Source organism: Streptomyces sp. CC0208 (assembly GCF_003443735.1).
GTDB classification, from domain to species: domain Bacteria; phylum Actinomycetota; class Actinomycetes; order Streptomycetales; family Streptomycetaceae; genus Streptomyces; species Streptomyces sviceus.
Genome location: NZ_CP031969.1, coordinates 7,824,281 through 7,848,285 on the forward strand (window position 1 = coordinate 7,824,281; position 24,005 = coordinate 7,848,285).

The 24,005-nt window shown below is 70.9% G+C and carries 21 protein-coding genes; 13 read left to right on the forward strand and 8 right to left on the reverse strand.

The features are described 5' to 3' along the window. Nucleotides 1-72 precede the first annotated feature (72 nt). The 5 genes from D1369_RS35985 (at nucleotide 73) to D1369_RS36005 (ending at nucleotide 5,080) form a co-directional block, all read left to right on the forward strand. On the forward strand, nucleotides 73-846 hold the full coding sequence (locus D1369_RS35985; RefSeq protein WP_007380305.1) for an MHYT domain-containing protein: 774 nt from the start codon (nucleotides 73-75) through the stop codon (nucleotides 844-846). 64 nt (nucleotides 847-910) lie between these two features. Further along, nucleotides 911-3,433 carry a nitrate- and nitrite sensing domain-containing protein gene (locus D1369_RS35990; RefSeq protein WP_007380304.1) on the forward strand — a complete coding sequence of 841 codons (2,523 nt, stop codon included), beginning with the start codon at nucleotides 911-913 and terminating at the stop codon, nucleotides 3,431-3,433. A gap of 26 nt (nucleotides 3,434-3,459) precedes the next feature. Then, a complete protein-coding gene (locus D1369_RS35995; RefSeq protein ID WP_086023243.1) occupies nucleotides 3,460-3,903 on the forward strand; it encodes a roadblock/LC7 domain-containing protein in 444 nt (147 codons plus the stop codon). Between the two features lie 22 nt (nucleotides 3,904-3,925). After that, a complete protein-coding gene (locus D1369_RS36000; protein WP_007380302.1) occupies nucleotides 3,926-4,342 on the forward strand; it encodes a DUF742 domain-containing protein in 417 nt (138 codons plus the stop codon). Between the two features lie 132 nt (nucleotides 4,343-4,474). Continuing rightward, the gene (locus tag D1369_RS36005) at nucleotides 4,475-5,080 is read left to right on the forward strand and encodes an ATP/GTP-binding protein (RefSeq protein WP_007380301.1); all 606 of its coding nucleotides are present in this window, start codon (nucleotides 4,475-4,477) and stop codon (nucleotides 5,078-5,080) included. A 32-nt stretch (nucleotides 5,081-5,112) separates the two neighbouring features. Here the strand turns inward: D1369_RS36005 and D1369_RS36010 are convergent, their stop codons facing one another. After that, a complete protein-coding gene (locus D1369_RS36010) occupies nucleotides 5,113-5,541 on the reverse strand; it encodes a PPOX class F420-dependent oxidoreductase (RefSeq protein WP_007380300.1) in 429 nt (142 codons plus the stop codon). Nucleotides 5,542-5,635: 94 nt separating this feature from the next. On the opposite strand from D1369_RS36010, the gene D1369_RS36015 reads away from it, so the two are divergent. Then, a complete protein-coding gene (locus D1369_RS36015; RefSeq protein WP_007380299.1) occupies nucleotides 5,636-6,049 on the forward strand; it encodes a roadblock/LC7 domain-containing protein in 414 nt (137 codons plus the stop codon). A gap of 123 nt (nucleotides 6,050-6,172) precedes the next feature. Beyond that, nucleotides 6,173-7,054 carry a DUF6397 family protein gene (locus D1369_RS36020; RefSeq protein ID WP_007380298.1) on the forward strand — a complete coding sequence of 294 codons (882 nt, stop codon included), beginning with the start codon at nucleotides 6,173-6,175 and terminating at the stop codon, nucleotides 7,052-7,054. Nucleotides 7,055-7,078: 24 nt separating this feature from the next. Here the strand turns inward: D1369_RS36020 and D1369_RS36025 are convergent, their stop codons facing one another. Beyond that, complete coding sequence (locus tag D1369_RS36025) at nucleotides 7,079-7,945, reverse strand: acyl-CoA thioesterase II (protein WP_007380297.1); 867 nt, start codon at nucleotides 7,943-7,945, stop codon at nucleotides 7,079-7,081. A 109-nt stretch (nucleotides 7,946-8,054) separates the two neighbouring features. Then, the gene (locus D1369_RS36030) at nucleotides 8,055-10,568 is read right to left on the reverse strand and encodes a DEAD/DEAH box helicase (protein ID WP_037899100.1); all 2,514 of its coding nucleotides are present in this window, start codon (nucleotides 10,566-10,568) and stop codon (nucleotides 8,055-8,057) included. A 145-nt stretch (nucleotides 10,569-10,713) separates the two neighbouring features. Between D1369_RS36030 and D1369_RS36035 the strand changes: the two genes are divergently transcribed. Next, nucleotides 10,714-11,508: a metal-dependent hydrolase gene (locus D1369_RS36035; RefSeq protein WP_007380295.1), complete on the forward strand. Its 795-nt coding sequence runs from the start codon at nucleotides 10,714-10,716 to the stop codon at nucleotides 11,506-11,508. 23 nt (nucleotides 11,509-11,531) lie between these two features. Here the strand turns inward: D1369_RS36035 and D1369_RS36040 are convergent, their stop codons facing one another. From D1369_RS36040 to D1369_RS36055, 4 genes are all read right to left on the reverse strand, one after another. After that, nucleotides 11,532-11,792, reverse strand: coding sequence for a type B 50S ribosomal protein L31 (locus D1369_RS36040; RefSeq protein WP_007380294.1), 261 nt, complete (start codon nucleotides 11,790-11,792; stop codon nucleotides 11,532-11,534). Between the two features lie 81 nt (nucleotides 11,793-11,873). After that, the gene (locus D1369_RS36045) at nucleotides 11,874-12,344 is read right to left on the reverse strand and encodes a DUF5709 domain-containing protein (protein WP_007380293.1); all 471 of its coding nucleotides are present in this window, start codon (nucleotides 12,342-12,344) and stop codon (nucleotides 11,874-11,876) included. A 340-nt stretch (nucleotides 12,345-12,684) separates the two neighbouring features. Continuing rightward, on the reverse strand, nucleotides 12,685-14,466 hold the full coding sequence (locus D1369_RS36050) for an ABC transporter ATP-binding protein (protein WP_118082841.1): 1,782 nt from the start codon (nucleotides 14,464-14,466) through the stop codon (nucleotides 12,685-12,687). Beyond that, entirely contained in the window at nucleotides 14,463-16,349 is a 1,887-nt protein-coding gene (locus tag D1369_RS36055; RefSeq protein WP_118082842.1) for an ABC transporter ATP-binding protein, read from the reverse strand. The genes D1369_RS36050 and D1369_RS36055 overlap by 4 nt, the downstream gene beginning before the upstream one ends. 182 nt (nucleotides 16,350-16,531) lie before the next feature. Between D1369_RS36055 and D1369_RS36060 the strand changes: the two genes are divergently transcribed. The 3 genes from D1369_RS36060 to D1369_RS36070 all read left to right on the forward strand — a co-directional run bounded on the left by D1369_RS36060 (nucleotide 16,532) and on the right by D1369_RS36070 (nucleotide 20,488). Then, on the forward strand, nucleotides 16,532-17,269 hold the full coding sequence (locus tag D1369_RS36060; RefSeq protein WP_118082843.1) for a hypothetical protein: 738 nt from the start codon (nucleotides 16,532-16,534) through the stop codon (nucleotides 17,267-17,269). A gap of 56 nt (nucleotides 17,270-17,325) precedes the next feature. Continuing rightward, nucleotides 17,326-18,960 (forward strand): peptide-N4-asparagine amidase, encoded by a 1,635-nt coding sequence (locus tag D1369_RS36065; protein ID WP_118082844.1) that lies wholly within the window; start codon nucleotides 17,326-17,328, stop codon nucleotides 18,958-18,960. Between the two features lie 169 nt (nucleotides 18,961-19,129). Then, nucleotides 19,130-20,488, forward strand: coding sequence for a cation:dicarboxylase symporter family transporter (locus D1369_RS36070; RefSeq protein ID WP_037899099.1), 1,359 nt, complete (start codon nucleotides 19,130-19,132; stop codon nucleotides 20,486-20,488). 58 nt (nucleotides 20,489-20,546) lie between these two features. On the opposite strand, the gene D1369_RS36075 is transcribed toward D1369_RS36070, so the two are convergent. After that, nucleotides 20,547-20,984: a MarR family transcriptional regulator gene (locus D1369_RS36075; protein WP_020118404.1), complete on the reverse strand. Its 438-nt coding sequence runs from the start codon at nucleotides 20,982-20,984 to the stop codon at nucleotides 20,547-20,549. 94 nt (nucleotides 20,985-21,078) lie between these two features. Between D1369_RS36075 and D1369_RS36080 the strand changes: the two genes are divergently transcribed. Both D1369_RS36080 and mltG read left to right on the forward strand, forming a co-directional pair. Beyond that, nucleotides 21,079-22,914: an ABC transporter ATP-binding protein gene (locus D1369_RS36080; RefSeq protein WP_007380285.1), complete on the forward strand. Its 1,836-nt coding sequence runs from the start codon at nucleotides 21,079-21,081 to the stop codon at nucleotides 22,912-22,914. 62 nt (nucleotides 22,915-22,976) lie between these two features. After that, complete coding sequence (mltG, locus tag D1369_RS36085; RefSeq protein ID WP_007380284.1) at nucleotides 22,977-23,825, forward strand: endolytic transglycosylase MltG; 849 nt, start codon at nucleotides 22,977-22,979, stop codon at nucleotides 23,823-23,825. The last annotated feature ends 180 nt before the right edge of the window (nucleotides 23,826-24,005 follow it).

A 24,005-nucleotide genomic window follows, 5' to 3' on the forward strand; every position in this document is an offset into this window, starting at 1 on the left:
TGCGCCATATTTCAACACCTTTCGAAATGCGCCCTCTTTGTGCGCCCCTGCCCCGACTAGCGTCCCTTGGCCATGGGACACCTGGACCACGCAGCCCTGGGCTGGCTGACGCCCACACTCTCGTACGTCATGGCCTGTATCGGCGCCGCGCTCGGCCTGCGCTGCACCATGCGCGCGCTCGGCGCCACCGGACGTTCGCGCCGCAACTGGCTCATCACCGCGGCCACGGCCATCGGGACCGGCATCTGGACCATGCACTTCGTGGCCATGCTCGGCTTCAGCGTCAGCGGTACCGACATCCGCTACGACGTACCACTGACCATCGCCAGCCTCCTGGTCGCGATGGTCGTCGTCTCCGCCGGCGTCTTCGCGGTCGGCTACAGCCGTGACCGGGTCCGCGCGCTCTTCCTGGGCGGCCTCACCACTGGCCTGGGCGTGGCGAGCATGCACTACCTGGGCATGGCCGCCGTACGGCTGCACGGCGCCGTCCACTACGACCCGGTGCTGGTCGGACTCTCCGTCCTCATCGCGGTCGTCGCGGCGACAGCGGCCCTGTGGGCGGCGCTCAACATCAAGTCGCCCGTCGCCGTCACCCTCGCCTCCCTCATCATGGGCGCCGCGGTCAGCAGCATGCACTACACCGGGATGTTCGCGGTGAGCGTGCGGGTCTCGCCCTCCGGCGAGGTCCTGCCCGGGGCGACGGCGATGCAGTTCATCTTCCCGCTCGCCGTCGGACTCGGTTCCTACCTGTTCCTGACCTCGGCCTTCGTCGCGCTGTCGCCCACGACAGGAGAGCGCGAGGCATCCGCCTCCGCCCAGCGCACGGTCGAGAACGTCGCCTCCTAGCGGCGGATCCGGGCCCCGGACGGCCCGACCACACGCCCCCGACCCACTCCCGAGCGAGGAGGCCATGCGTACACCGCGTAGGACCCCCACAGCCGGCGCCGAGACGCCGCACCAGACACCCGCGCGCGGGCGCCGCGCCCATGCCGGACCACCGGCCGACGAAAGCCCGGACGACCCCGTGGGTCTCCCGGACGACATACCCGCGCGCGCGGGCCACTGGCGGATACGCCCCCGCACGGTCCGCGCCAAGATCGTCTGCCTGCTCATGGTGCCCGTGGTCTCGCTGCTCGCCCTGTGGGCGTACGCCACGGTCAGCACCGCCCAGGACGTGTCCCGGCTACGGCAGTTGCAGCGCGTGGACGGCGCCGTCCGCTCTCCCGTCGCCGACACCGTGACCGCGCTCCAGGCGGAACGTGCCGCCGCCGTCCGTTACGCGACCGACCCGTCCGCCGCACAGAGCGACGACCTGCGCAAGCTCGCCGTGCGCACCGACCGGGCCGTGGCACGGCTGCGGCTCGGCGACGACAACACGGTCGCCGACAGCGAAGAGCTGCCCCCCGGTGTCGCCCAGCGGCTCGAAGCCTTCGTGACCGGCGCCGAACAATTGCGCCCCGTGCGCGCCGCCGTGCTCGACCGCAGCGCCGGATGGGACGAGACGTACGGCAGCTACACCAGGACCATCGCCGGCGCCTTCGCGGTGGGCGGCGCCCTCACCGGCATCCAGGACGCCGACCTCGGCTCCGACGCGCGTGTGCTGCTGGAGTTCTCCCGCGCGAGCGAGTCGCTGGCCCAGGAGGACGCCGTGCTGTCCAGCGCGCGGCTGGCAGGCGTGCTCGCCGGAGAGCGGCTGCGGCTGTTCAGCGGAGCCGTCGACACCCGTCGAGCCCTCGTCGAGGGCGCCGCCGCCGACCTGCGTGGCTCCGACCGCGCCGCCTGGCGGAAGGTCGCAGGCAGCGGCGCCTACGCCACCGTGACCGCCGCCGAGGACCGGACCCTCGCCGCCGCCCCCGGCGTCCGCGCGGTCGAGTCGACACCGGAGGCCACCTGGCAGCCGGCACACGCGCGGGTGCAGGAGGGCATGCGCACCGTCGAACAGGCGGCGGGCAGCGGCGTCGCCCACCGCGCCGACCCGTTCACCCGGGGTCTGCTCACCCCCGCCGGGGCCGCGGTGCTGCTCGGCCTGATCGCCGTCGCCGCGTCGCTCGTCATCTCCGTGCGCATCGGACGAGGGCTCGTCATCGAGCTGGTGAGCCTGCGCAACAGCGCCCTGGACATCGCCCGCCGCAAACTCCCGGAGGCCATGGAGCGGCTGCGCGCCGGCGACGAGATCGACATCCGGTCCGAGGCCCCGCCGGGACCGCCCGCCGAGGACGAGGCCGGCCAGGTCGCCGAGGCCCTGACCACGGTCCACCGCGCCGCACTGCGGGCCGCCGTGGAGCGCGCCGAACTCGCCAGCGGCATCTCCGGGGTCTTCGTCAACCTCGCCCGCCGCAGCCAGGTCCTCGTCCACCGCCAGCTGAGCCTGCTCGACAGCATGGAACGCCGCTCCGACGACCCGAACGAACTGAGCGACCTCTTCCGGCTCGACCACCTCACCACCCGCATGCGCCGCCACGCGGAGAGCCTGATCATCCTCTCCGGAGCGGCACCCGGCCGCGCCTGGCGGATGCCGGTCTCGCTGACCAACGTGGTCCGCGCGGCCGTCTCCGAGGTCGAGGACTACGCGCGCGTGGAGGTGCGTCAGCTGCCCGACGCCTCCGTCGTCGGCGCCGCGGTCGCCGACCTCACCCACCTGCTGGCCGAGATCATCGAGAACGCCGCCCAGTTCTCACCACCCCACACGCGCGTGCGCGTCACCGGGGAGCCCGTCGGCAACGGTTACGCCGTCGAGGTCGAGGACCGCGGACTGGGCATGGGCAAGGAGACACTCACGGAGGCCAACCGCCGCATCGAACAGTCCGAGACGCTCGACCTGTTCGACAGCGACCGGCTGGGCCTGTTCGTGGTCAGCAGGCTCGCGGCCCGGCACGGCATCAAGGTGCACCTGCGCACCTCGCCCTACGGCGGCACCACCGCCGTCGTCCTGCTGCCCACGGCACTGCTGCACATCAAGGCGGCTGAACGTTCCCCCGCCCAGGCCGCGGACCGGGAACGGCGCACGGAACGCGAGTACGCGCGCGTGGCCGCCACCGAACGGGACCAGGAGTCCGTCCCCGCCGCGGCCGAGCGGCCCGCCCTGGTGGCTCCCCTGACAGCCGCGGCCGACCGGGGAACGGCCGACACACCGCCCTCCGGAGTCACCGCCCTGCGTCTGCACCGGCCGCCCGACGAACCGGCGGAGTCCGAGGACCTTCCCCGCCGGGTCCGGCAGGCGAGCCTCGCTCCCCAGCTGCGCGAGCAGCGCTCCGCGGAACCGGCCCCGGCAGCCGCCCGCCGGGACGACGACGACCGTACGCCCGAGGTCGTGCGGGAGCGGATGGCGGCGTACCGCGAGGGCTGGGCCCGCGGCGGCGGCAGGCAGCCCGGACGCGGTGCCACCCCAGATTCCCCAGCGGGCAGAGACAGCAGCGAAGGAGACCGAGGATGATCCAGGACCCGAGTACGAGGGCCGACATGGGGGTCCCCCCGCTCGAACGGAACCGGGAGTGGGGGAGGTCCGGCGAACTCGACTGGCTGCTGGACGACCTGGTGCTGCGCGTGAGTGAGGTACGGCACGCCGTGGTGCTCTCCAACGACGGCCTCGCCGTGGGCGCCTCGACGGACCTGCGCCGCGAGGACGCGGAACATCTCGCCGCGGTCTCCTCCGGGTTCCACAGTCTGGCCAAGGGCGCCGGCCGGCACTTCGGTGCCGGGGGAGTGCGCCAGACCATGGTCGAGATGGACGACGGCTTCCTGTTCGTGGCCGCCGCGGGGGACGGCTCCTGTCTCGCCGTCCTCACCGCGGTGACCGCGGACATAGGCCTGGTCGCCTACGAGATGGCACGGCTGGTCAAGCGCGTCGGGGAGCACCTCTACACGCCGCCGCGCGTGGGCGCGCGGCCGCCTGCCGGCGGATGAGAGGGAAGGGCGGTCGGCTCAGATGACCGAGGACATGGCGGGCGTCCCGTACGACCAGGGCAGCCAGTGGTACGACGGCGAGGCCGGGCCCCTCGTCCGCCCCTACGCGATGACGGGCGGGCGCACCAAACCCGGCGGCCCCACCGGGGTGCGCTTCGATCTGATCGCCCTCGTCACCCTCGACCTCGGCGCGCCCGGGGCCGGTGACGACACGGCGCTCGGTCCGGAACACCGGGCTCTGATCGACCTGTGCCGCACGGAGACACAATCCGTGGCGGAACTCTCCGCGGGCGCCGACCTGCCCGTGGGCGTGGTCAGGGTGCTCCTGGGGGACCTCCTGGAACTCGGCTGTGTCACCGTCAGCCGTCCGGTGCCCCCCGCGCAGCTCCCTGACGAACGGATTCTGCGTGAGGTGATCGAAGGGCTCCGGGCGCTGTAGATGAACGTTCAGAACCGGGCAATAAGTGGTCCAACCCCTCGAAGGGGAGCTCCAGTTGTCATGATGCTGCCTTCGCGACCCCGTACCGCCGACGTCGCCGCCCGTTGCCGGCCCTCCCGAGAGAAGTGATCGATGGTCTCCGAGAACTCCGACGCACAGGGCGGCGAGACGACCGCCCTCGCGCTGAAGATACTGGTCGCCGGCGGGTTCGGCGTGGGCAAGACCACCCTGGTGGGCGCGGTCAGCGAGATCAGGCCGCTGCGCACCGAGGAACTGCTCAGCGAGGCAGGGCAGTCGGTGGACGACACCGACGGTGTGGACCAGAAGGTCACCACCACGGTCGCCATGGACTTCGGACGGATCACCATCCGCTCCGGCCTGTCGCTCTACCTCTTCGGCACCCCGGGCCAGGACCGCTTCTGGTTCCTGTGGGACGAGTTGTCGCAGGGGGCACTGGGAGCCGTCGTCCTCGCGGACACCCGGCGCCTGGAGGACTGCTTCCCGGCCGTGGACTACTTCGAGCACCGGCACATCCCGTTCGTGGTGGCCGTCAACTGCTTCGCCGGTGCCCGGTCCTTCGGCGCCCAGGACGTCTCGCGTGCCCTCGACCTCGACCAGGGCACACCCGTGGTGCTGTGCGACGCACGGGACCGCGACTCGGGCAAGGAGGTGCTGATCCGGCTGGTCGAGTACGCCGGGCGGATGCACACCGCCCGGCTGCTCGACTCGGTGGGCTGACCACGCAGGGGTGCGGCCGTCTCACCGGCACGTCACTCCGCGACGGCCTTCTCCGCCAGTACTCTGTCGATCTTCACACGGACGAGGAGTTCTCCGGGGACGCCGTTGCGGGCGCCGAACTCCTCGGCCCGTTCCTCGCCCATGTACCGCGCCCCGATCCGCCCGGCCCAGTGCCGCACCTCGTCGAGATCCTCCGATATCCGGGCCCGTCCCTGCAGCACCACATAGTCGAAGGGCGGCCGGTCGTCGTCCACGCACAGGGCGACACGCCCGTCCCGCGCCAGATTGCGCCCCTTCACGGTCGCCTTCCCGGTGTTGAACACCAGGTCGTCGCCGTCGAGCACGAACCAGATCGGTGCCACATGCGGACTTCCGTCGGCCCGGACGGTCGACAACTTGCCGGTACGGGTGCCGTGCGAGACGAACTCCCGCCATTCCTCATCGGTCATCTTCTGCGCCATGTCCCCATTCTCCTTGCCCCGTTGACGGTCGTGGGGAAGGCTTGCCGGGGGATCCTCCGGGCAGGAGGAGACGTCACACGGGGAGACGGGACACATGCCGGAGAAGCAGGGGCTCGGCTGGCTGCTGGACGATCTGACCGAGCGAGTCGACCATGTGCGGCACGCGCTGGTGCTGTCCAACGACGGGCTGGTGACGGGCGCCAGCACGGGACTGCGCCGCGAGGACGCGGACCATCTCGCCGCCGTCTCGTCCGGACTGCACAGCCTGGCCAAGGGCTCGGGGCGCCACTTCGGCGCGGGCAACGTACGGCAGACGATGATCGAGTTCGACGACGCGGTGCTGTTCGTCACCGCGGCGGGCACCGGCAGCTGTCTGTGTGTGCTCAGCGGCTCCGACGCCGACTTCGGCCGGATCGCGTACGAGATGACCCTGCTCGTCAACCGGGTCGGCGAGCACCTCGACGTGGACGCCCGCCGACCCGAGCGGAGCCCGGCGACAGACCTCTGACCTGCGTGTTCTCCGGTCCGTTGAAGTTATCCACAGGCTCGCCACGGCTCGCGCCCCACCGGCTACGGTTTCTGTCACAGCGAACGCACACAGCGTGAGCGACGACTCCACGGGGGAGCGATCATGACGAGCAGCACCGTCACCCAACTCCAGCGGAATGCCTACACACCCAGCCGTGCGGCGCGCGAACTGGGCCTCAGGCGAAGCGAGTTCGACCTCGCTGTCCACCTGGGCCAGATCCGGACGGTGCCCGACGAAGGGGGCGGGGGACGACGCGTCACGCGTTCCGAGGTCGACCGGCTCCGGGCCACGAGCGGTTTTCCCGAGGCACTGCGTCAACGCGTACGGCTCGTGGGCACCACCGAGGGCGCGGAGGCCATGGGCATCTCCGCCGGCAGGTTCACCCGCCTGGCGCGCCTCGGCCTGTTCTCGCCGGTGCGCTTCTATCTGAACCGGTACCGCGCCGTCGTGTGGCTGTATCTGGCCGACGAACTGGAGGAGTTCACGAGGGTCCAGGACAACACCCCGCTGCTGACCGCCCGGCGTATGCCCGAGGGTTTGCGCGACATGCTGGACGAGGGTGTGGACCTGCGCGCCCGCAACTGGCGCGGCCGCCACCGAGGATTCCTCCTGCGCCTGGCCGAGGACCCGTGGGAGAGCGCCGGAGCGCTCGCCGCCTTCCTCGACCCGGTCCAGATCGCGGAGCTCGTCCCGGATCCCTACGAGCGGTCCCACCTTCATCGGTTCCGGCCGGGACCACCCGCCCACGGGGCACAGGGCTCGCCCGCCGCGCACCTCATCGAGAACATCATGACGGCGGACGACCCGGCCGAGATCGCCTGGCTGAGGGCCGAACTGACCGGCGTCCTTCAGGACGCGCGACGGTTCCGGCCCGCCCCACGCCCCGCGGTCCGGCAGGCGCCTTCCGCCCCGTCACCGGAGGAGCCGGCACCCCATGGGCCGCCCCGCGGGCTGCTGGGCTGGCTCCGCCGCAGAAGCGCCTGACCGACAGCGGCCGGAGCGCCTGACCTACAGCGGCCGGAACAGTCCCTCCTGGACTACGGACACCAGCAGACGCCCCTCCTGGTCGTAGATCCGGCCACGGGCCAGACCGCGCCCACCCGTCGCGATCGGCGACTCCTGGTCGTACAGGAACCACTCGTCCGTGCGGAAGGGACGGTGGAACCACATGGCGTGATCCAACGACGCGATGTCGAAGCTCCGGGGGCCCCACAAGGGCTGGACCGGGAGGCGGACGGCATCCAGGAGAGTCATGTCGCTCGCGTAGGTCAGCGCGCAGGTGTGCACGACCGGGTCGTCCCCGAGCGGCCCGACCGCGCGCATCCACACCGCGCTGCGCGGCTCGGCGTCCTTGACCTCCTCGGCGCTCCAGCGCAGCCGGTCCACATACCGGATGTCGAAGGGCTGGCGGCGTGCCATCCGCTCCAACTGCTCGGGCAGCTTGCCCAGATGCTCCCGGATCTCGTCCCCGACATTCGGCAGGGACTCCGGGTCCGGGACCTTGCGGGCAGGAGGCAGCTGGTGCTCGAAGGGACCTTCCTCAGGCTTGTGAAAGGAGGCGGTGAGATTGAAGATCGTGCGGCCCTGCTGCACGGCGGTGACCCGGCGCGTCGTGAACGACCGTCCGTCCCGCACCCGCTCGACCTGGTACACGATCGGCACCCCGGGGCGGCCCGGACGCAGGAAGTACGCGTGCAGCGAGTGCACCGGGCGCTCGCCGTCCGTGGTGCGGGCGGCGGCCACCAGCGCCTGGCCCGCGACCTGGCCGCCGAAGACCCGCTGGAGGGATTCGTGCGGGCTTCGGCCACGGAAGATGTTGACCTCGATCTGCTCCAGGTCGAGCAGGTCGACGAGCCTCTCGGCCGGGTTGGTCATGGGTGGGACACTCCTTGGCTCACGTCCGGCCTGGGACTCACGTCCGGCCTGGGACTCACGTCCGGCCTGGGGCTCACAACAAGCCTGGGGCTCACAACAGGCCTGGGGCTCACAGCTGGCCGACATCGGTGACCCGGACGACCGCACGGCCCTCCGCGTCGGAGGCGACGAGATCGATCTCCGCGCTGATGCCCCAGTCGTGGTCGCCGTTCGGGTCGGCGAAAGTCTGCCGGACGCGCCACAGCCGGTTCTGCGGCTCCTCCTCGATCCGCAGCAGCTTGGGCCCACGGGCGTCGGGGCCGGTGCCGAGATCGTCGTACTCGTCCCAGTACTTGTCCATCGCCTCGCCCCACGCGTCGGCGTCCCAGCCTGCCTCGCCGTCCATCTCGCCGAGCTCCTCGACCTGGTCGAGGGCGGCGAGTTCGACGCGGCGGAACAGGGCGTTGCGGACCAGGACACGGAAAGCGCGTGCGTTGGCCGTGACGGGCTTGACCTCGTCGGCCCGCTCCTGGGCCTCCTCGGCGGTCATCTCCTCCGGGTTGGCGAGCTGCTCCCACTCGTCCAGCAGGCTGGAGTCGACCTGGCGGACCGTCTCGCCGAGCCACTCGATCAGGTCCTGCAGATCCTCGGACTTCAGGTCGTCGGGGATGTTGTGGTCGAGCGCCTTGTAGGCGCTGGCGAGGTAGCGCAGGACGATGCCCTCGGTGCGGGCGAGATCGTAGAGGGAGACCAACTCCGTGAAGGTCAGAGCCCGTTCGTACATGTCACGGATGACGGACTTCGGGGAGAGCGGATGGTCGCCGACCCAGGGGTGGCTCTTGCGGTAGGTGTCGTACGCGTGGAAGAGCAGCTCCTCCAGGGGCTTCGGGTACGAGATGTCCTGGAGGCGCTCCATGCGCTCCTCGTACTCGACGCCGTCCGCCTTCATCGCGGCCACGGCCTCGCCCTTCGCCTTGTTCAGCTGGGCCACCAGGATCTGCCGGGGGTCGTCCAGCGTGGACTCCACGACGGACACCATGTCCAGGGCGTAGGACGGCGATTCGGGGTCGAGCAGCTCGAACGCGGCGAGCGCGAACGTGGACAGCGGCTGGTTGAGCGCGAAGTCCTGCTGGAGGTCCACGGTGAGGCGGACGATGCGGCCGGAGGCGTCGGGCTCGTCGAGCTTCTCGACGATGCCGCCGTCCAGCAGCGAGCGGTAGATGGCGATCGCCCGCCGGATGTGCTTCAGCTGCTGCTTGCGCGGCTCGTGGTTGTCCTCCAGGAGGTGCCGCATCGCCGCGAAGGCGTTCCCGGGGCGGGCGATCACCGACAGCAGCATCGTGTGGGTGACCCGGAAACGGGACGTCAGCGGCTCAGGCTCGGAGCCGATCAGCTTCTCGAAGGTGTTCTCCGACCAGGCGACGAACCCCTCCGGCGCCTTCTTGCGCACCACCTTGCGGCGCTTCTTCGGGTCGTCGCCCGCCTTCGCGAGCGCCTTCTCGTTCTCGATGACGTGCTCGGGAGCCTGGGCGACGACGAAGCCCGCCGTGTCGTAGCCCGCCCGGCCCGCGCGGCCCGCGATCTGGTGGAACTCGCGGGCCCGCAGGGTACGGACACGGTTGCCGTCGTACTTGGTCAGCGCCGTGAACAGCACCGTGCGAATGGGCACGTTGACGCCGACGCCGAGCGTGTCCGTGCCGCAGATGACCTTCAGCAGACCGGCCTGCGCCAGCTTCTCCACCAGCCGCCGGTACTTGGGCAGCATGCCGGCGTGATGGACGCCGATGCCGTGCCGGACGTAACGGGAGAGGTTGCGACCGAACTTCGTGGTGAAGCGGAAGTTGCCGATCAGGTCGGCGATCTGGTCCTTCTCCTCCCGCGTGCACATGTTGATGCTCATCAGCGCCTGCGCCCGCTCCACGGCCTGAGCCTGAGTGAAGTGCACGATGTACACCGGCGCCTGCTTGGTCTCCAGCAGTTCCGTCAGGGTCTCGGTGAGCGGGGTGAACTTGTACTCGTAGGAGAGCGGGACGGGACGGGTCGCCGAGCGGACCACCGACGTCGGCCGGCCGGTGCGCCGGGTCAGGTCCTTCTCGAACATCGAGACGTCGCCGAGCGTGGCCGACATCAGGATGAACTGCGCCTGGGGCAGCTCCAGGATCGGGATCTGCCAGGCCCAGCCGCGGTCCGCCTCGGCGTAGAAGTGGAACTCGTCCATGACGACCTGGCCGACGTCCGCGCCCTTGCCGTCGCGCAGTGCGATCGACGCCAGCACCTCGGCGGTGCAGCAGATGACGGGGGCGTCGGCGTTGACGGAGGCGTCGCCGGTCAGCATGCCGACGTTCTCCGTGCCGAACATCTTGCACAGCTCGAAGAACTTCTCCGACACGAGCGCCTTGATGGGCGCGGTGTAGAAGGTGACCTCGTCACGGGCGAGGGCGGCGAAGTGCGCACCCGCCGCGATCATGCTCTTGCCGGAGCCGGTGGGCGTCGACACGATCACGTTCGCCCCCGAGACCACCTCGATCAGCGCCTCCTCCTGATGGGAGTAGAGCGTGAGACCGCGTTCCTCGGCCCACGACTCGAAGGCTTCGTAGAGGGCGTCGGGGTCGGCGGTCGGCGGCAGCTGATCGATGAGGGTCACCCACCCATCTTGCCTGCCCGGACGCCCGATGGGGGAATCGGATGCGAGTCCGATGATCACGACCAGTACGCTGTGTCGCCGACGCAGCGTCAGCACAGCCGGTCAACTGGACAGTGGCACACGAGGAATGGGGCGGGCAACGCCGATGATGGGACCAGCACACTCACTGTCGGGCGCCGCGGCCTGGCTGGGCGTAGGAGCGGCGGCCGCCGCCACCGGGCACACCATGCCGTGGCCCGTACTGCTGGCCGGAGCCCTGATCTGCGCGGGTGCCGCGCTCGCACCCGACCTCGACCACAAGGCGGCCACGATCTCGCGGGCCTTCGGGCCGATCTCACGGGCCCTGTGCGAGATCGTCGACAAACTCTCGTACGCCGTCTACAAGGCCACCAAGAAGCAGGGGGACCCGCGTCGCTCCGGCGGGCACCGCACCCTGACCCATACCTGGCTGTGGGCCGTACTCATCGGTGCGGGCTGCTCGGTGGCGGCGATCACCGGGGGACGCTGGGCGGTGCTGGCGATCCTGTTCGTGCACATGGTGCTGGCCATCGAGGGCCTGCTGTGGCGGGCGACCCGGGGCTCCAGCGCCGACGTCCTGGTCTGGCTGCTGGCGGCTACCAGCGCGTGGATCATCGCGGGCGTGCTGGACAAGCCGGGCAACGGTTCGGACTGGCTGTTCACGCAGCCGGGCCAGGAGTACCTGTGGCTGGGACTGCCGGTCGTGCTGGGCGCGCTCGTGCACGACATCGGGGACGCGCTGACGGTTTCCGGCTGCCCGATCCTGTGGCCGATCCCGGTGGGCCGCAAGCGCTGGTACCCGATCGGCCCGCCGAAGATCATGCGCTTCCGGGCGGGCAGCTGGGTCGAGCTGAAGGTGCTGATGCCGGCCTTCATGCTGCTCGGGGGCGTGGGCTGCGCGGCGGCCCTCAACTTCATCTGAGTCCGGGGCGCCGGCGTTCCCCGTCAGCTGCCCTGACCGGTCCCGCCGCCGTAGCGCCGTTCGAAGGCGGCCACCCGTCCCTCCGAGTCCACCGTCCGCGCCTTGCCGGTGTAGAAGGGGTGGCTCTCGGAGGAGATCTCCACGTCCACCACCGGGTAGGTCTCGCCGTCGTCCCACTCGATGGTCTGGTCGCTGGTGGCGGTGGACCGGGTCAGGAAGGCGTAGCCGGCGGAGCGGTCGCGGAAGACGACCTCGCGGTAGTCGGGGTGCTTGTCCTGCTGCATGGCTGCTCCTCGGGAGGCGCGGGATACGGCACGGGCGGTACGTCGGTGGGCGGTGTGGAGAGGGCCGGGCGGCAGCGACGGTCAGCCGGGCAGGGACTCCTCGTCGACGATGTGCATCGCGGCCTCCTCCGCGGACGCCGCGGCACCGTCGATGCCCACGTCCGTGGCGATCAGCGCGCTCTCCTCGTCCTCGTGAGCCCCTTCGTCGGGGGCCACGAGACGGCCGGAACGCAGCGCGCCGACCTCGTTGTCCAGGAGCTCGCCGTCGGAGCCGTCGCAGTCACCGATGCCGTCGCCGTCGGACGGCGCGAGATCGGGCGTCTCCTCGGCGAGCCGTTGGTCCAGCGTCTCGCCCTGTCGGCGCTCCGCGGCCGTCACACCGCTGTGCTCCACCGCCCACGGCCGCTCCGGCGGGGACCAGCCGCGGTCGAGGGGATCGCCGACTCCGTCGTCCTCCAGGGTGTCCTCCGCGTCGAGCAGACCCGCGTCGTCCTGGATCTCGGAGCCGTCGGGCTGGTAGACGTCGTCTCCCCATCCGTCGGAGCTGTCCACGGGTACCTCCAGGTGAAGGGGACGGACCCGTTCCTTTCGCGACCCGGGGCGGGCCGCGGACTGACGGGGCACCTGCCGCGCCCGCCGATGAACCGTGCCGTCCGCGTGCGCTCCCTGAGCCGGTGCTGCTGTCCAGCCTTCCACCCCCTTTCGGGACTGCGCAACGCCACGGGGTCGCTGCGTCGGCTGGAGCGGGGGTGGGTCTGGAGATCGGGGGTGTGTTGTCAGGGTGTACGGAGGCCGGGGGCGCCAGCCGCAGGGGACCTTGACCTCCGGTACTCGCTGCCCCCGTCACCCGGCACCCCTCACCCGGCACCCCTCACCCGGTGCCCCTCACCCCTCACCCGTGCCAAGACCTCCACAGCGCCGCATACGCCCCGTCCGCCGCGACCAGCTCGTCGTGGCTGCCCAGTTCGCTGATGCGGCCGCTCTCGACGACGGCGATGACGTCCGCGTCGTGGGCGGTGTGCAGGCGGTGGGCGATGGCGACCACGGTGCGGCCGTCGAGGACACGGGCCAGGGAGCGTTCCAGGTGACGGGCCGCCCGGGGATCCAGCAGCGACGTCGCCTCGTCCAGGACCAGCGTGTGCGGGTCGGCCAGTACCAGCCGGGCCAGTGCGACCTGCTGGGCCTGGGCCGGAGTGACGGTCAGTCCGCCCGAGCCGACCTCGGTGTCGAGGCCGTCGTCCAGCGCCCGCGCCCATCCGTCCGCGTCGACCGCGCCGAGGGCCGCCCAGAGCTCGGCGTCCGTGGCGTCCGTCCGGGCGAGCAGGAGGTTGTCGCGCAGGGAGCCCACGAAGACGTGGTGCTCCTGGTTGACGAGGGCCACGTGCTCACGGACCCGTTCGGCGGACATCCGGGACAGCTCGGCCCCGCCGAGGGTGATCCGGCCGTCCCGGGGCGCGTAGATGCCGGCCAGCAGCCTGCCCAGGGTGGACTTGCCGGCGCCCGAGGGTCCGACCAGCGCCACCCTGGTGCCGGGCGCGACCTTCAGGGACACCTCCCGCAGGACGTCCACTCCTTCCAGGTACCCGAAGCGCACCTGGTCCGCGTGCACGTCCCGCCCGTCGGGGGCGAGCCCCGCGTCTCCGACGGCCGACTCGACGTCCCGGACCCCGACCAGCCGGGCCAGCGACACCTGGGCCACCTGAAGCTCGTCGTACCAGCGCAGGATCAGCCCGACCGGATCGACCAGCATCTGCGCGATCAGCGCGCCCGTCGTCAGCTGGCCGACCCCGATCCAGCCGTGGAGGACGAACACCCCGCCGATCATCAGCACCGACGCAAGGATCATCACGTGGCTGACGTTGATGCACGGGAAGAGCACCGACCGCAGCCACAGCGTGTACCGCTCCCAGGCCGTCCACTCCTTGATCCGCCGCTCCGACAGCTCGATGCGACGCGCGCTCAGCCGGTGTGCCTCCACGGTGCGTCCGGCGTCCACGGTCTCCGCGAGCGCGGCGGCCACGGCGGCGTATCCCGCGGCCTCCGCGCGGTAGGCCGAGGGCGCCCGCTTGAAGTACCAGCGGCAGCCGACCACCAGCACCGGTACGGCGAGCAGTACGGCGGCGGCCAGCGGCGGCGCGGTGATCACGAGCCCGCCGAGGAGCAGGGCAGCCCACACCACGCCGATCGCCAGCTGGGGCACGGCCTCGCGCATGGCGTTGCCGAGTCGGTCGATGTCCGTCGTGATCCGGGACAGCAGGTCGCCGGTTCCGGCCCGCTCCAGGACGCCCGGCGGCAGGCCGACCGACCGTACGAGGAAGTCCTCGCGCAGGTCGGCCAGCATGCGCTCGCCGAGCATCGCACCGCGCAGCCGCACCTGCCGTACGAACACGGCCTGGACGACCAGTGCGCCCACGAACAGTCCGGCCGTCAGCTCCAGATGGAGTTCCCGGGTCCCGTCCGAGACTCGCTCGACGAGGTCGCCGAGGAGCCAGGGGCCGACCATGGAGGCCAGCACCGCGACCGTGTTGACACCGACGAGGAGCGCGAAGGCGCGGCGGTGCCGACGGAACAGTTCGGCCACGTAGGCGCGTACGGTCGCGGTGGCCCCGACGGGCAGGGTGTTCGCCGTCGTCGGTGCCGCCGGGTCGTACGCCGGTGGCGCCACGCCGATCATGCGCTCTCCTCGATCTCTTCCAGTGCGTGCAGTACATCTTGTTCGTGCAGTACGTGTTGTTCGTGCGGTACGTCTTGTTCGTTCAGTGGGCCTTGCTCGATCAGTACGTTCTGCCCGTTCGGTACGTTGTCCGACGCGGCCTCTTCGTCCGTCTCGCGGGTGACGACCGCCCGGTACCGCGGCTCCTTGCGCACCAGTTCGCGGTGCGCGCCGACCGCCGCGACCTCGCCCTCGTGGACCAGCACCACGCGGTCGGCGTGGTCCAGGAGCAGCGGCGACGAGGTGAACACCACGGTCGTGCGCCCGGCCCGCAGATCCCGCACGCCTCGCGCGATCCGTGCCTCGGTGTGCGAGTCGACGGCGGAGGTCGGTTCGTCCAGGACGAGCACGTCCGGATCGGTGAACAGGGACCGGGCCAGGGCGAGCCGCTGGCGCTGGCCGCCCGACAGGGACCGTCCGCGTTCGGTGATGCGCGCGTCCATGGGGTCCCCGGCGCCCAAGGAACCCTGGACCAGGGCCGCCAGCACGTCCGCGCACTGGGCGGCCGCGAGCGCCTCCTCGGCACCGACGTCTCCGGAGGCGGGCACGTCGAGCAGTTCGCGCAGGGTTCCGGAGAGCAGGACCGGGTCCTTGTCCTGGACCAGGACCGCCGTGCGCGCCGAGCCGAGCGGCAGTTCGTCCAGCGGCACCCCGCCCAGCAGCACCGACGTGCCCTCTTCCGAAGGGTGCCCGCCGAGGCGTTCGGCCAGCAGCCCCGCCGTGTCCGGGTCGCCGCACACCACCGCGGTCAGCCGGCCGGAGGGGGCGAGCAGACCGGTGGCCGGGTCGTACAGGTCCCCGGCCGGCAGGTCGTCCCCCGCCCTGTCCCGCGAGCCCTCGGCGGAGGTGGCCCGCTCCAGCGACAGCACCTGGGCGGCCCGCGTGGCCGAGGGGCGGGAGAAGGAGTACGCCATGGCGATCTCCTCGAAGTGCCGCAGCGGATAGGTCATGATCATGACCGAGCTGTAGACGGCGACCAGTTCGCCGATCTCGACGCGGCCCTGCCGGGCCAGATGGACGCCGTACCAGACGACCGCGATCAGCAGCAGCCCCGGCAGCAGCACCTGGATCGCGGCGATCAGGGACCACATCCGGGCGCTGCGCACGGCCGCGTGGCGGACCTCCTGGGAGGCCCTGCGGTAGCGGTCGAGGAAGAGCTCCTCGCCGCCGATGCCGCGCAGCACCCGCAGACCGGCGACGGTGTCGGAGGCCAGTTCGGTGGCGCGACCGGCCTTCTCGCGCTGGAAGTCGGCGCGGCGGGTCGCGCGGGGCAGCAGCGGCAGTGCCGCGAGAGCCAGGACCGGCAGCCCCACGGCGACCACCCCGCCGAGGGCCGGCTGGTAGACCACCAGGCCGGCGCAGACCACGACGACGGTGACCGCCGCCGCGGTGAACCGGGACCAGGCCTCCACGAACCAGCCGATCTTCTCGACGTCGCCGGTGGAGACGGCCACGACCTCGCCCGCCGCGACCCGCCGGGTCAGCGCCGAGCCCAGGTTCGCGGCCTTGTGGGCCAGCAGCTGCTGCACGCGTGCGGCGGCCGTGATCCAGTTGGTGACGGCGGTGCGGTGCAGGAAGGTGTCGCCGAGCGCGCTGCCGGCGCAGCACAGCGCCAGCAGGCCGCCCGCGAGGGCGAGTCGGCGGCCGGAGTGGTCGACGACCGCCTGGATGGCCACGCCGACGCAGAAGGGCAGCGCGGAGACGGCGAGGAAGTGCAGCAGTCCCCAGGCCAGTGACTTGAGCTGTCCGCCCAGTTGGTTCCTGAAGAGCCACCACAGGAACCGGGGACCCGAGCGCGCGTCGGGCACTCCCGGGTCGGGATACGGAAGGTCTTGGATCTGCATGACGTGTGACGTCCCAGTGGCTCGTGTCAGGGGGATGGGAGGGAGCCGCACACGGCGGCTGCAAACCGTGAAAGGTTCGCGGCAGAGCGTGGTCGGAGGCAACAGGTTTTCCGCCGCCCGGAACGGAGTCGGCCGCGCTTTCCGCTTCGGCCTGCCCCGGACCGTGGTGCGACCATGGAGCGATGCGAGGCGCAGGCGCACGGCGTGCCGTGGTCACGACGACGGTCCTGGGAGCACTGCTGATCCCCCTGGGGGGCTGCGGTGGGCCGGGACCGGCCCACCCGGGCGGCTTTCACACCCGGGCCGAGGGCCGGTCCGCCGACAAACCGGCGGGCCGACCGACCCGTATCCCCGATGTCGGCGACCGCCTCCAGCGCCGCATCCCCGCGGCCTCCCGCCAGGTCGTCGCGGTCTACGGTGACGGCAAGGACTCCCCGGACGCCACCGTCGTGCTCTACACCAGGCACGGTTCCGGCTGGGACCGGGTCCGCGACTGGCCCGCGCACAACGGCAAGAAGGGCTGGACCACCGATCACCGCGAGGGCGACCGGCGCAGCCCCGTCGGCGTGTTCACGCTGAGCGACGCGGGCGGCGTGCTCCCGGACCCCGGGGCCCGGCTGCCGTACACGAGGTCCGCCGCCATGGCGGCCCCGCGCTGGTGGCCCAGGTCCTACTGGCACGACTTCGACTACGTCATCGCGATCGACTACAACCGGGTCGAGGGCACCCCGCCGAACAACCAGACCCGGCCCCGGGGTTACTCCGAGGGCGGTGGCATCTGGCTGCACATGGACCACGGCAGTGGTACGTCGGCGTGCGTCAGCGTGGCCAGGCCGGCGATGAGGTATCTGCTGCGCACGCTCGATCCGGACCGGCATCCCGTGGTGGTGATGGGGGACAGGGCGGACCTGAAGGCCTGAGGCTCATGGGGGAGGCGTCATTGCGGGAGATGGCCAACTCGCCGTAGAACACGGCCATGAAGAGACGGATCGTCATGTCCATGCTCGCGGGAGCGACCCTCCTGGCGGGCACCCTGCTCGGAGCCGCACCCGCCCAGTCCGCCCAGGCGCAGTCCGCGCAGGCCCAGTCCGCCACCGCCGCATCGGCCGACGTCCCCGCCGAGTTCGGCAGCGACTGGCACGACCCCGTCACCGCCGCCCCGCCCGTCACCAGACCCTCGGGCAAGTCCTGCCAGGTCACGCTCGCCGAAGCGCAGTTCCGCGACTTCACCCCGTACACCGGCACCTACACCCCGCCCGAGGGCTGCGGCGACCGCTGGAGCAAGGTCGTGCTGCGCATGGACGGCAAGGTCAAGGGCCGGCAGTTCGACCGACTCGGATATCTGCACCTGGGCGGGGTCGAGATCTTCCGTACGTCCACGCCGCAGCCCTCGCCCGACGGCATCGAGTGGTCCGTCGGGAAGGACGTCACGCGCTACAGCGACACCTTCCGCGCCCGCCACGACGTCGAGATGCTCATCGGAAACGTCGTCGACGACACGTACACCGGGATCATCGACGTGAAGGTCACGCTCACCTTCTACGAGGGGCGTGGCGCCCCGGTGCCGGACCGCGTGCTGACGCTCCACGACAACGCCCTCACCACCCCGCGCAACAGCGAACGCATCGTCGCCGAGGTGTACGCCACCGGTTCCGGCGGCGGTTGTGAGGAGTACTGGTACCTGACGGTGCCGTCGAACGCGCCGTACTCCTGCCGGACCGACAACGGCCCCTACCGCGAGGTGCAGATCAAGGTCGACGGCCGACTCGCCGGGATCGCCGCTCCGTTCCCGACCGTGTGGACCGGTGGCTGGTCCAATCCCTTTCTCTGGTACGTCGTCCCGGGCCCCCGCGCCCTCGACATCAAGCCGATCGAATACGACCTGACCCCCTTCGCCGGCCTTCTCAACGACGGGCGGGCGCACCGCGTGGAGGTCACGGTCGTCGGCGTCCCCGAGGGGCAGCCCGGCTGGAGCACCCCCGTGAACGTCCTCGTCTGGCAGGACGCCAAGCGTGCACAGGTGACCGGGAAGCTCACCACGCACACGAGCGGCGACCTCGCCGACTCCTCGACGTACACGCCCGGTGCGGAACACCGCGTGGACACCGAGGGTGACCACCGGCTCACCGTCGCCGGATACGTCGACACCTCGCACGGCCGCGTCACCACCACCGTCCGCCGCTCGCTGGCGAACACCTCCACGCACCGCTGGGCCGACGGCGAGAACCCCGACGCGCTCAAGGCGACCTGGACGGACGACGAGTCGGTCACCGTCGACGGCCGCGGCCCGGCCCGGACCACCCGAACCCACCGCACGTACACGATGGACGGCACGACCACCATCGGCGCGGGCGACCGGCTGCGCACCGTGCTGACCCTCGGTGACCGCGCCGACGTCACAGTGGTCCGGGCGGGCCGTCGCACGGGGTGGTACCGGCTCGACGACACCTACGCGGGCGATGCCACGTACACGATCAACGTCCCGCGCGACCAGCGGCACGCGGTCGGTACGACGAGCGAGCGCTACCGGATCCGCGGTTCGGCCGGCTGCTACGACCGGTCCGTCGGCACCGCCCAGGGGGTGCTGATCCGGGAACACGACGGCTGCTGACAGGAGTTGTGTGCGATGCGTCACAGGCCGCGTGATTTACCTGGCTGAAACGCGACGGTTTCGCGCGTGATCAACGGTCCCTCCAGAGTGATCGGCACGGAAGCAGCTTTCCGTATCGCAGAAGTATTCCCCGGGCTTCTGCGTGTCCCCCGTCGCTCAAGGAGTGCCCGTGCCGCCGTCCGTCCCGTCCCTGCCGCGACGCGTCGCACACATACTGCGTACCTCTCTCTTCACGCAGGTCGCCGTCGCCCTCGTGCTCGGCATCCTCGTCGGAAAGCTGTGGCCCGGCTTCGCCTCGGACCTCCAGCCGCTCGGCGACGGCTTCACCCGGCTCATCAAGACGATCATCTCGCCGCTCGTGTTCTGTGTGGTCGTCGTCGGCATCGCCAAGGCCGGTGACCTGAAGGCGTTCGGCCGGATCGGTCTCAAGGCGCTGATCTGGTTCGAGGTCGCGAGCACCCTCGCGCTGATCATCGGGCTGCTCGCCGCCAACCTCGTCCAGCCCGGCTCGGGCATGCACGTCGACCCGGCCACGCTCAACAGCGCCGCGGTCGACGCCAAGACGGGCGGCGGGCACCTGCCCTCGACGACCGAGTTCATCGTCAACGCGCTGCCCACCAGTTTCATCGGCGCCTTCGCCGAGAACTCCCTCCTCCAGGTGCTCATCCTGGCCTGTCTGGTGGGCGCCGCGCTGCTGCACCTCGGTCACACCAAGGTGCCGCAGGTATTGCCCGCCATCGAGCAGGCGCAGGAGATCATCTTCGCGGTCGTCGGCTTCGTGATGCGCCTCGCGCCGATCGCGGTGTTCGGTGCGATGGCCGTCCTGATCGGCCAGTACGGCCTCGGTGTCATCGAGACCTACGCCAAGCTGATCATCCTGTGCTACGCGGCCGCCGCGCTCTTCATCGCGCTGCTCGCCGTCGCGCTCAAGGCACTCACCGGGCTCAGCCTCTGGAAGTTCCTGCGCTACATCCGCGAGGAGATGCTGCTCGCGCTCGGCACCGCGTCCACCGAGTCCGTCATGCCGCGCGTGATGCAGAAGCTGCGCAGGGCCGGCGCACGCGACGACGCCGTGGGCCTGGTGCTGCCCACCGGCTACTCCTTCAACCTCGACGGAGCCTCGCTCTACCTCTCCATCGGCACGCTGTTCATCGCCCAGGCGGTGGGTGTCGATCTCAGCCTGGGCCAGCAGATCACCGTGGTCCTGGTGCTGATGCTGACCAGCAAGGGCATGGCGGGCATCCCCGGCTCCGCCTTCCTCGCCCTGTCCGCCACCGCCTCCTCGCTCGGTGCGATCCCCGCCGGTGCCGTCGCCCTACTCCTCGGCGTGGACCGCATCATGGACTCGATGCGCGTCGTGACGAACCTGCTCGGCAACTGTGTCGCGGTCTTCGCGGTCTCCCGCTGGGAAGGGGCGCTGGACATCGACCGGGCGAAGAAGGTGCTGGGCGGCGAGAGCGTGCCCACCGAGAAGGACGAACCCGTGCCGGCGGAGTCCCCCAGGGAGCCGGTTTCCGAGGTCGGCTGACGCCGGTTCCCGAACGGGGTGTGGCCACCACTTCGCCGAAGTGGTGGCCACACCCCGTTCAGCACGGCCCGTCCGCCAAGGTGTCCAGCAACTGGCCGAGCACCTCACGTTGTTCGCCCGACAGAGGGGCGAGGATCTCCTTCGCGGCGGCCCTGCGCACGTCCCGCAGCTCCTGAAGCGTCTTCACGCCGTCCTCGGTGAGCTCGATGCGGATCACCCGCCGGTTGGCCGGATCGGGCACGCGTCGGACCTTGCCGCCTGCCTCCAATCCGTCGACCAGGCTCGTCACCGCACGCGGCACCACCTCAAGACGCTCCGCCAGATCGGCCATGCGGGGCGGCGTCTCCCAGTGCGCGAGGGTGCGCAGCAGCCGGGACTGGGCCGGAGTCACGCCGAGACCGCGCTCATGGAGCTGGCGCTTCTGGATGCGGTGCACCCGGCGCGTGAGCCTGAGCAACTGCTCGGCGAGCAGGCTGTCGGAATCTGGCGTGGTCATGCGGGAACAATATCAGGACCTTATTCATTGTGAGCATAGGTAACAATGAGCTAGGCTCCGTCAGTCCTCGCCACCTCACCTTCCGTAGGAGACCATGCCCCGCGATCACATCGACTGGACCCCCGCGCCCGGCACCTCGACCGACCAGCCCCGTCAGGTGCGCCGCATCCTCCGTCTCTTCAAGCCCTACCGCGCCAAGCTCGCCGTCGTCGGCCTGCTGGTCGGCGCCGCCTCCCTCGTCACCGTGGCCACCCCGTTCCTGCTGAAGGAAACGCTGGACGTGGCCATCCCCCAGGGCCGCACCGGGCTGCTCAGCCTGCTCGCGCTGGGCATGATCCTCAGCGCCGTTCTCACCGGCATCTTCGGCGTCCTGCAGACCCTGATCTCCACGACGGTCGGCCAGCGCGTCATGCACGACCTGCGCACCGCGGTCTACGGCCGCCTCCAGCGCATGTCGCTCGCCTTCTTCACTCGCACCCGCACCGGCGAGGTGCAGTCCCGCATCGCCAACGACATCGGCGGCATGCAGGCCACCGTCACCTCGACGGCCACCTCCCTGGTCTCCAACCTGACCAGCGTCATCGCCACGATCGTCGCCATGATCGCCCTTGACTGGCGGCTGACCGTGGTCTCGCTGCTGCTGCTCCCGGTGTTCGTGTGGATCAGCCGTCGCGTTGGCAACGAACGCAAGAAGATCACCACCCAGCGCCAGAAGCAGATGGCCGCGATGGCCGCCACCGTCACCGAGTCGCTCTCCGTCAGCGGCATCCTGCTCGGCCGCACCATGGGCCGCTCCGACTCGCTGACCCGGTCCTTCGCCGACGAGTCCGAGGGCCTGGTCGACCTCGAAGTGCGGTCGAACATGGCAGGCCGCTGGCGCATGGCCGTCATCGGGATCGTCATGTCCGCGATGCCCGCGGTCATCTACTGGACCGCGGGTCTCGCCCTGCGGACCGGCGGCCCGGACATCTCCATCGGCACCATCGTCGCCTTCGTCTCGCTCCAGCAGGGCCTGTTCCGCCCGGCCGTGAGCCTCCTGTCGACCGGCGTCCAGATCCAGACCTCCCTCGCGCTCTTCCAGCGCATCTTCGAGTACCTAGACCTGCCGATCGACATCACCGAGCGGGAGAACCCGGTCCACCTCGACCGCGTCAAGGGCGAGGTGCGCCTGGAGAAGGTGGAGTTCCGGTACGACAGCGACGACCAGCGGGGGCCCGTCCTCGACGGCGTCGACATCGACGTCCCCGCGGGCAGCAGTCTCGCGGTCGTCGGCCCGACCGGCGCCGGCAAGTCCACGCTGGGCTATCTCGTCCCGCGGCTCTACGACGTGACGGGCGGCCGGGTCACCCTGGACGGGGTCGACGTCCGCGACCTCGACTTCGACACCCTCGCGCGGGGTATCGGGGTCGTCTCGCAGGAGACGTACCTCTTCCACGCCTCGGTCGCCGACAACCTGCGCTTCGCCAAGCCGGACGCGTCCGACGAGGAGATCGAACAGGCGGCGCGGGCGGCCCAGATCCACGACCACATCGCCTCGCTGCCGGACGGGTACGACACGATCGTCGGCGAGCGCGGGCACCGGTTCTCCGGCGGGGAGAAGCAGCGCCTCGCCATCGCGCGGACCATTCTGCGAGACCCGCCCGTCCTCATCCTGGACGAGGCGACCAGCGCGCTGGACACCCGTACCGAGCACGCCGTGCAGGAGGCCATCGACGCCCTCTCGGCCAACCGCACCACGCTCACCATCGCGCACCGCCTGTCCACCATCCGCAACGCCGACCAGATCGTGGTCCTCGACTCGGGCCGGGTGGCCGAGCGCGGTACGCACGAGGAACTGCTGGAGCAGGAGGGACGGTACGCGGAGCTCGTACGCCGGGACGCCCGGCTGGAGCCGGTGCGCGAGGACGCGCAACTGGAACCGACCAGCTGAACCGAAACCGACAAGCCGAAGATATGCCTGGTTTGTGACGATATGCGGGTTACCGTGCCCGCATGTACAGGAACACTCCGCCACGGAGCACGATTCGACTGACGCGCCGGGGCCGACTCGTCCTCATCGCGACCGGGGCCGTCGTGGCCGGCACTGCCGTGGCGGTGCCGCTGCTCAGCCTGCGGGGCGAGGGGGAGCGGGAGCCGACCACCCTGGTGATCCCGGAGGGCTGGCGGGCCGGGCAGATCTACGACGCCGTCGACAAGGCCCTCGCCCAGCCGCCGGGCACCGCCAAGAAGTCCCTGGCCAAGGCGAACCTCAAGCTGCCCGCCGACGCGGAGGGCAACCCGGAGGGCTACCTCTTCCCGGCGACGTACCCGCTGGAGCGGAACGGGAGGAAGACGACACCCGAGGCGCTGCTCTCGTTCATGGTCGACACCGCGAACAAGAAGTTCAACGGCGCTCCCGTCGCGGCCGGCGCCCAGCGCAACGCGATGAACGTCTACCAGGCCGTCACCATCGCGAGCATCGTCCAGGCCGAGGCGGCGACCGAGGCCGACATGGGGAAGGTGGCCCGGGTCGTCTTCAACCGCCTGGAGCGCGGAATGCCGTTGCAGATGGACTCCACCATCAACTACGCGCTGAACCGTTCCACCCTGCGGACGACCGGCGCCGACCTCAAGATCGACAGCCCCTACAACTCGTACCAGCGCATGGGCCTGCCGCCGACCCCGATCGACAACCCGGGTGAGGCCGCGATGCGCGCGGCGATCAATCCGACCCCGGGGGACTGGCTGTACTTCGTGACGGTGAAGCCAGGGGACACCCGCTTCACGAACAGCTTCGAGGAACACCGGCGCAACGTGGCCGAGTTCAACAAGAACCAGCGGAACTCTGCCTCAGCGGGGTGAGCCGGGCGTCGGGAGGCCTCTGATGTCCTGTGCGGCTGTGCGGCCTGCGCGGGTTGGCGCCGGTGGTGCTTGCCGAGGGGCTGTGGCCGACGAGGTGGATCCGGGGGTCGGCGACGGCGCGCGTGCTCTTGACCCGGATCCGGCCACGCGGCTCGCGCGGCTTCGGTGGGGTGGGCCGGG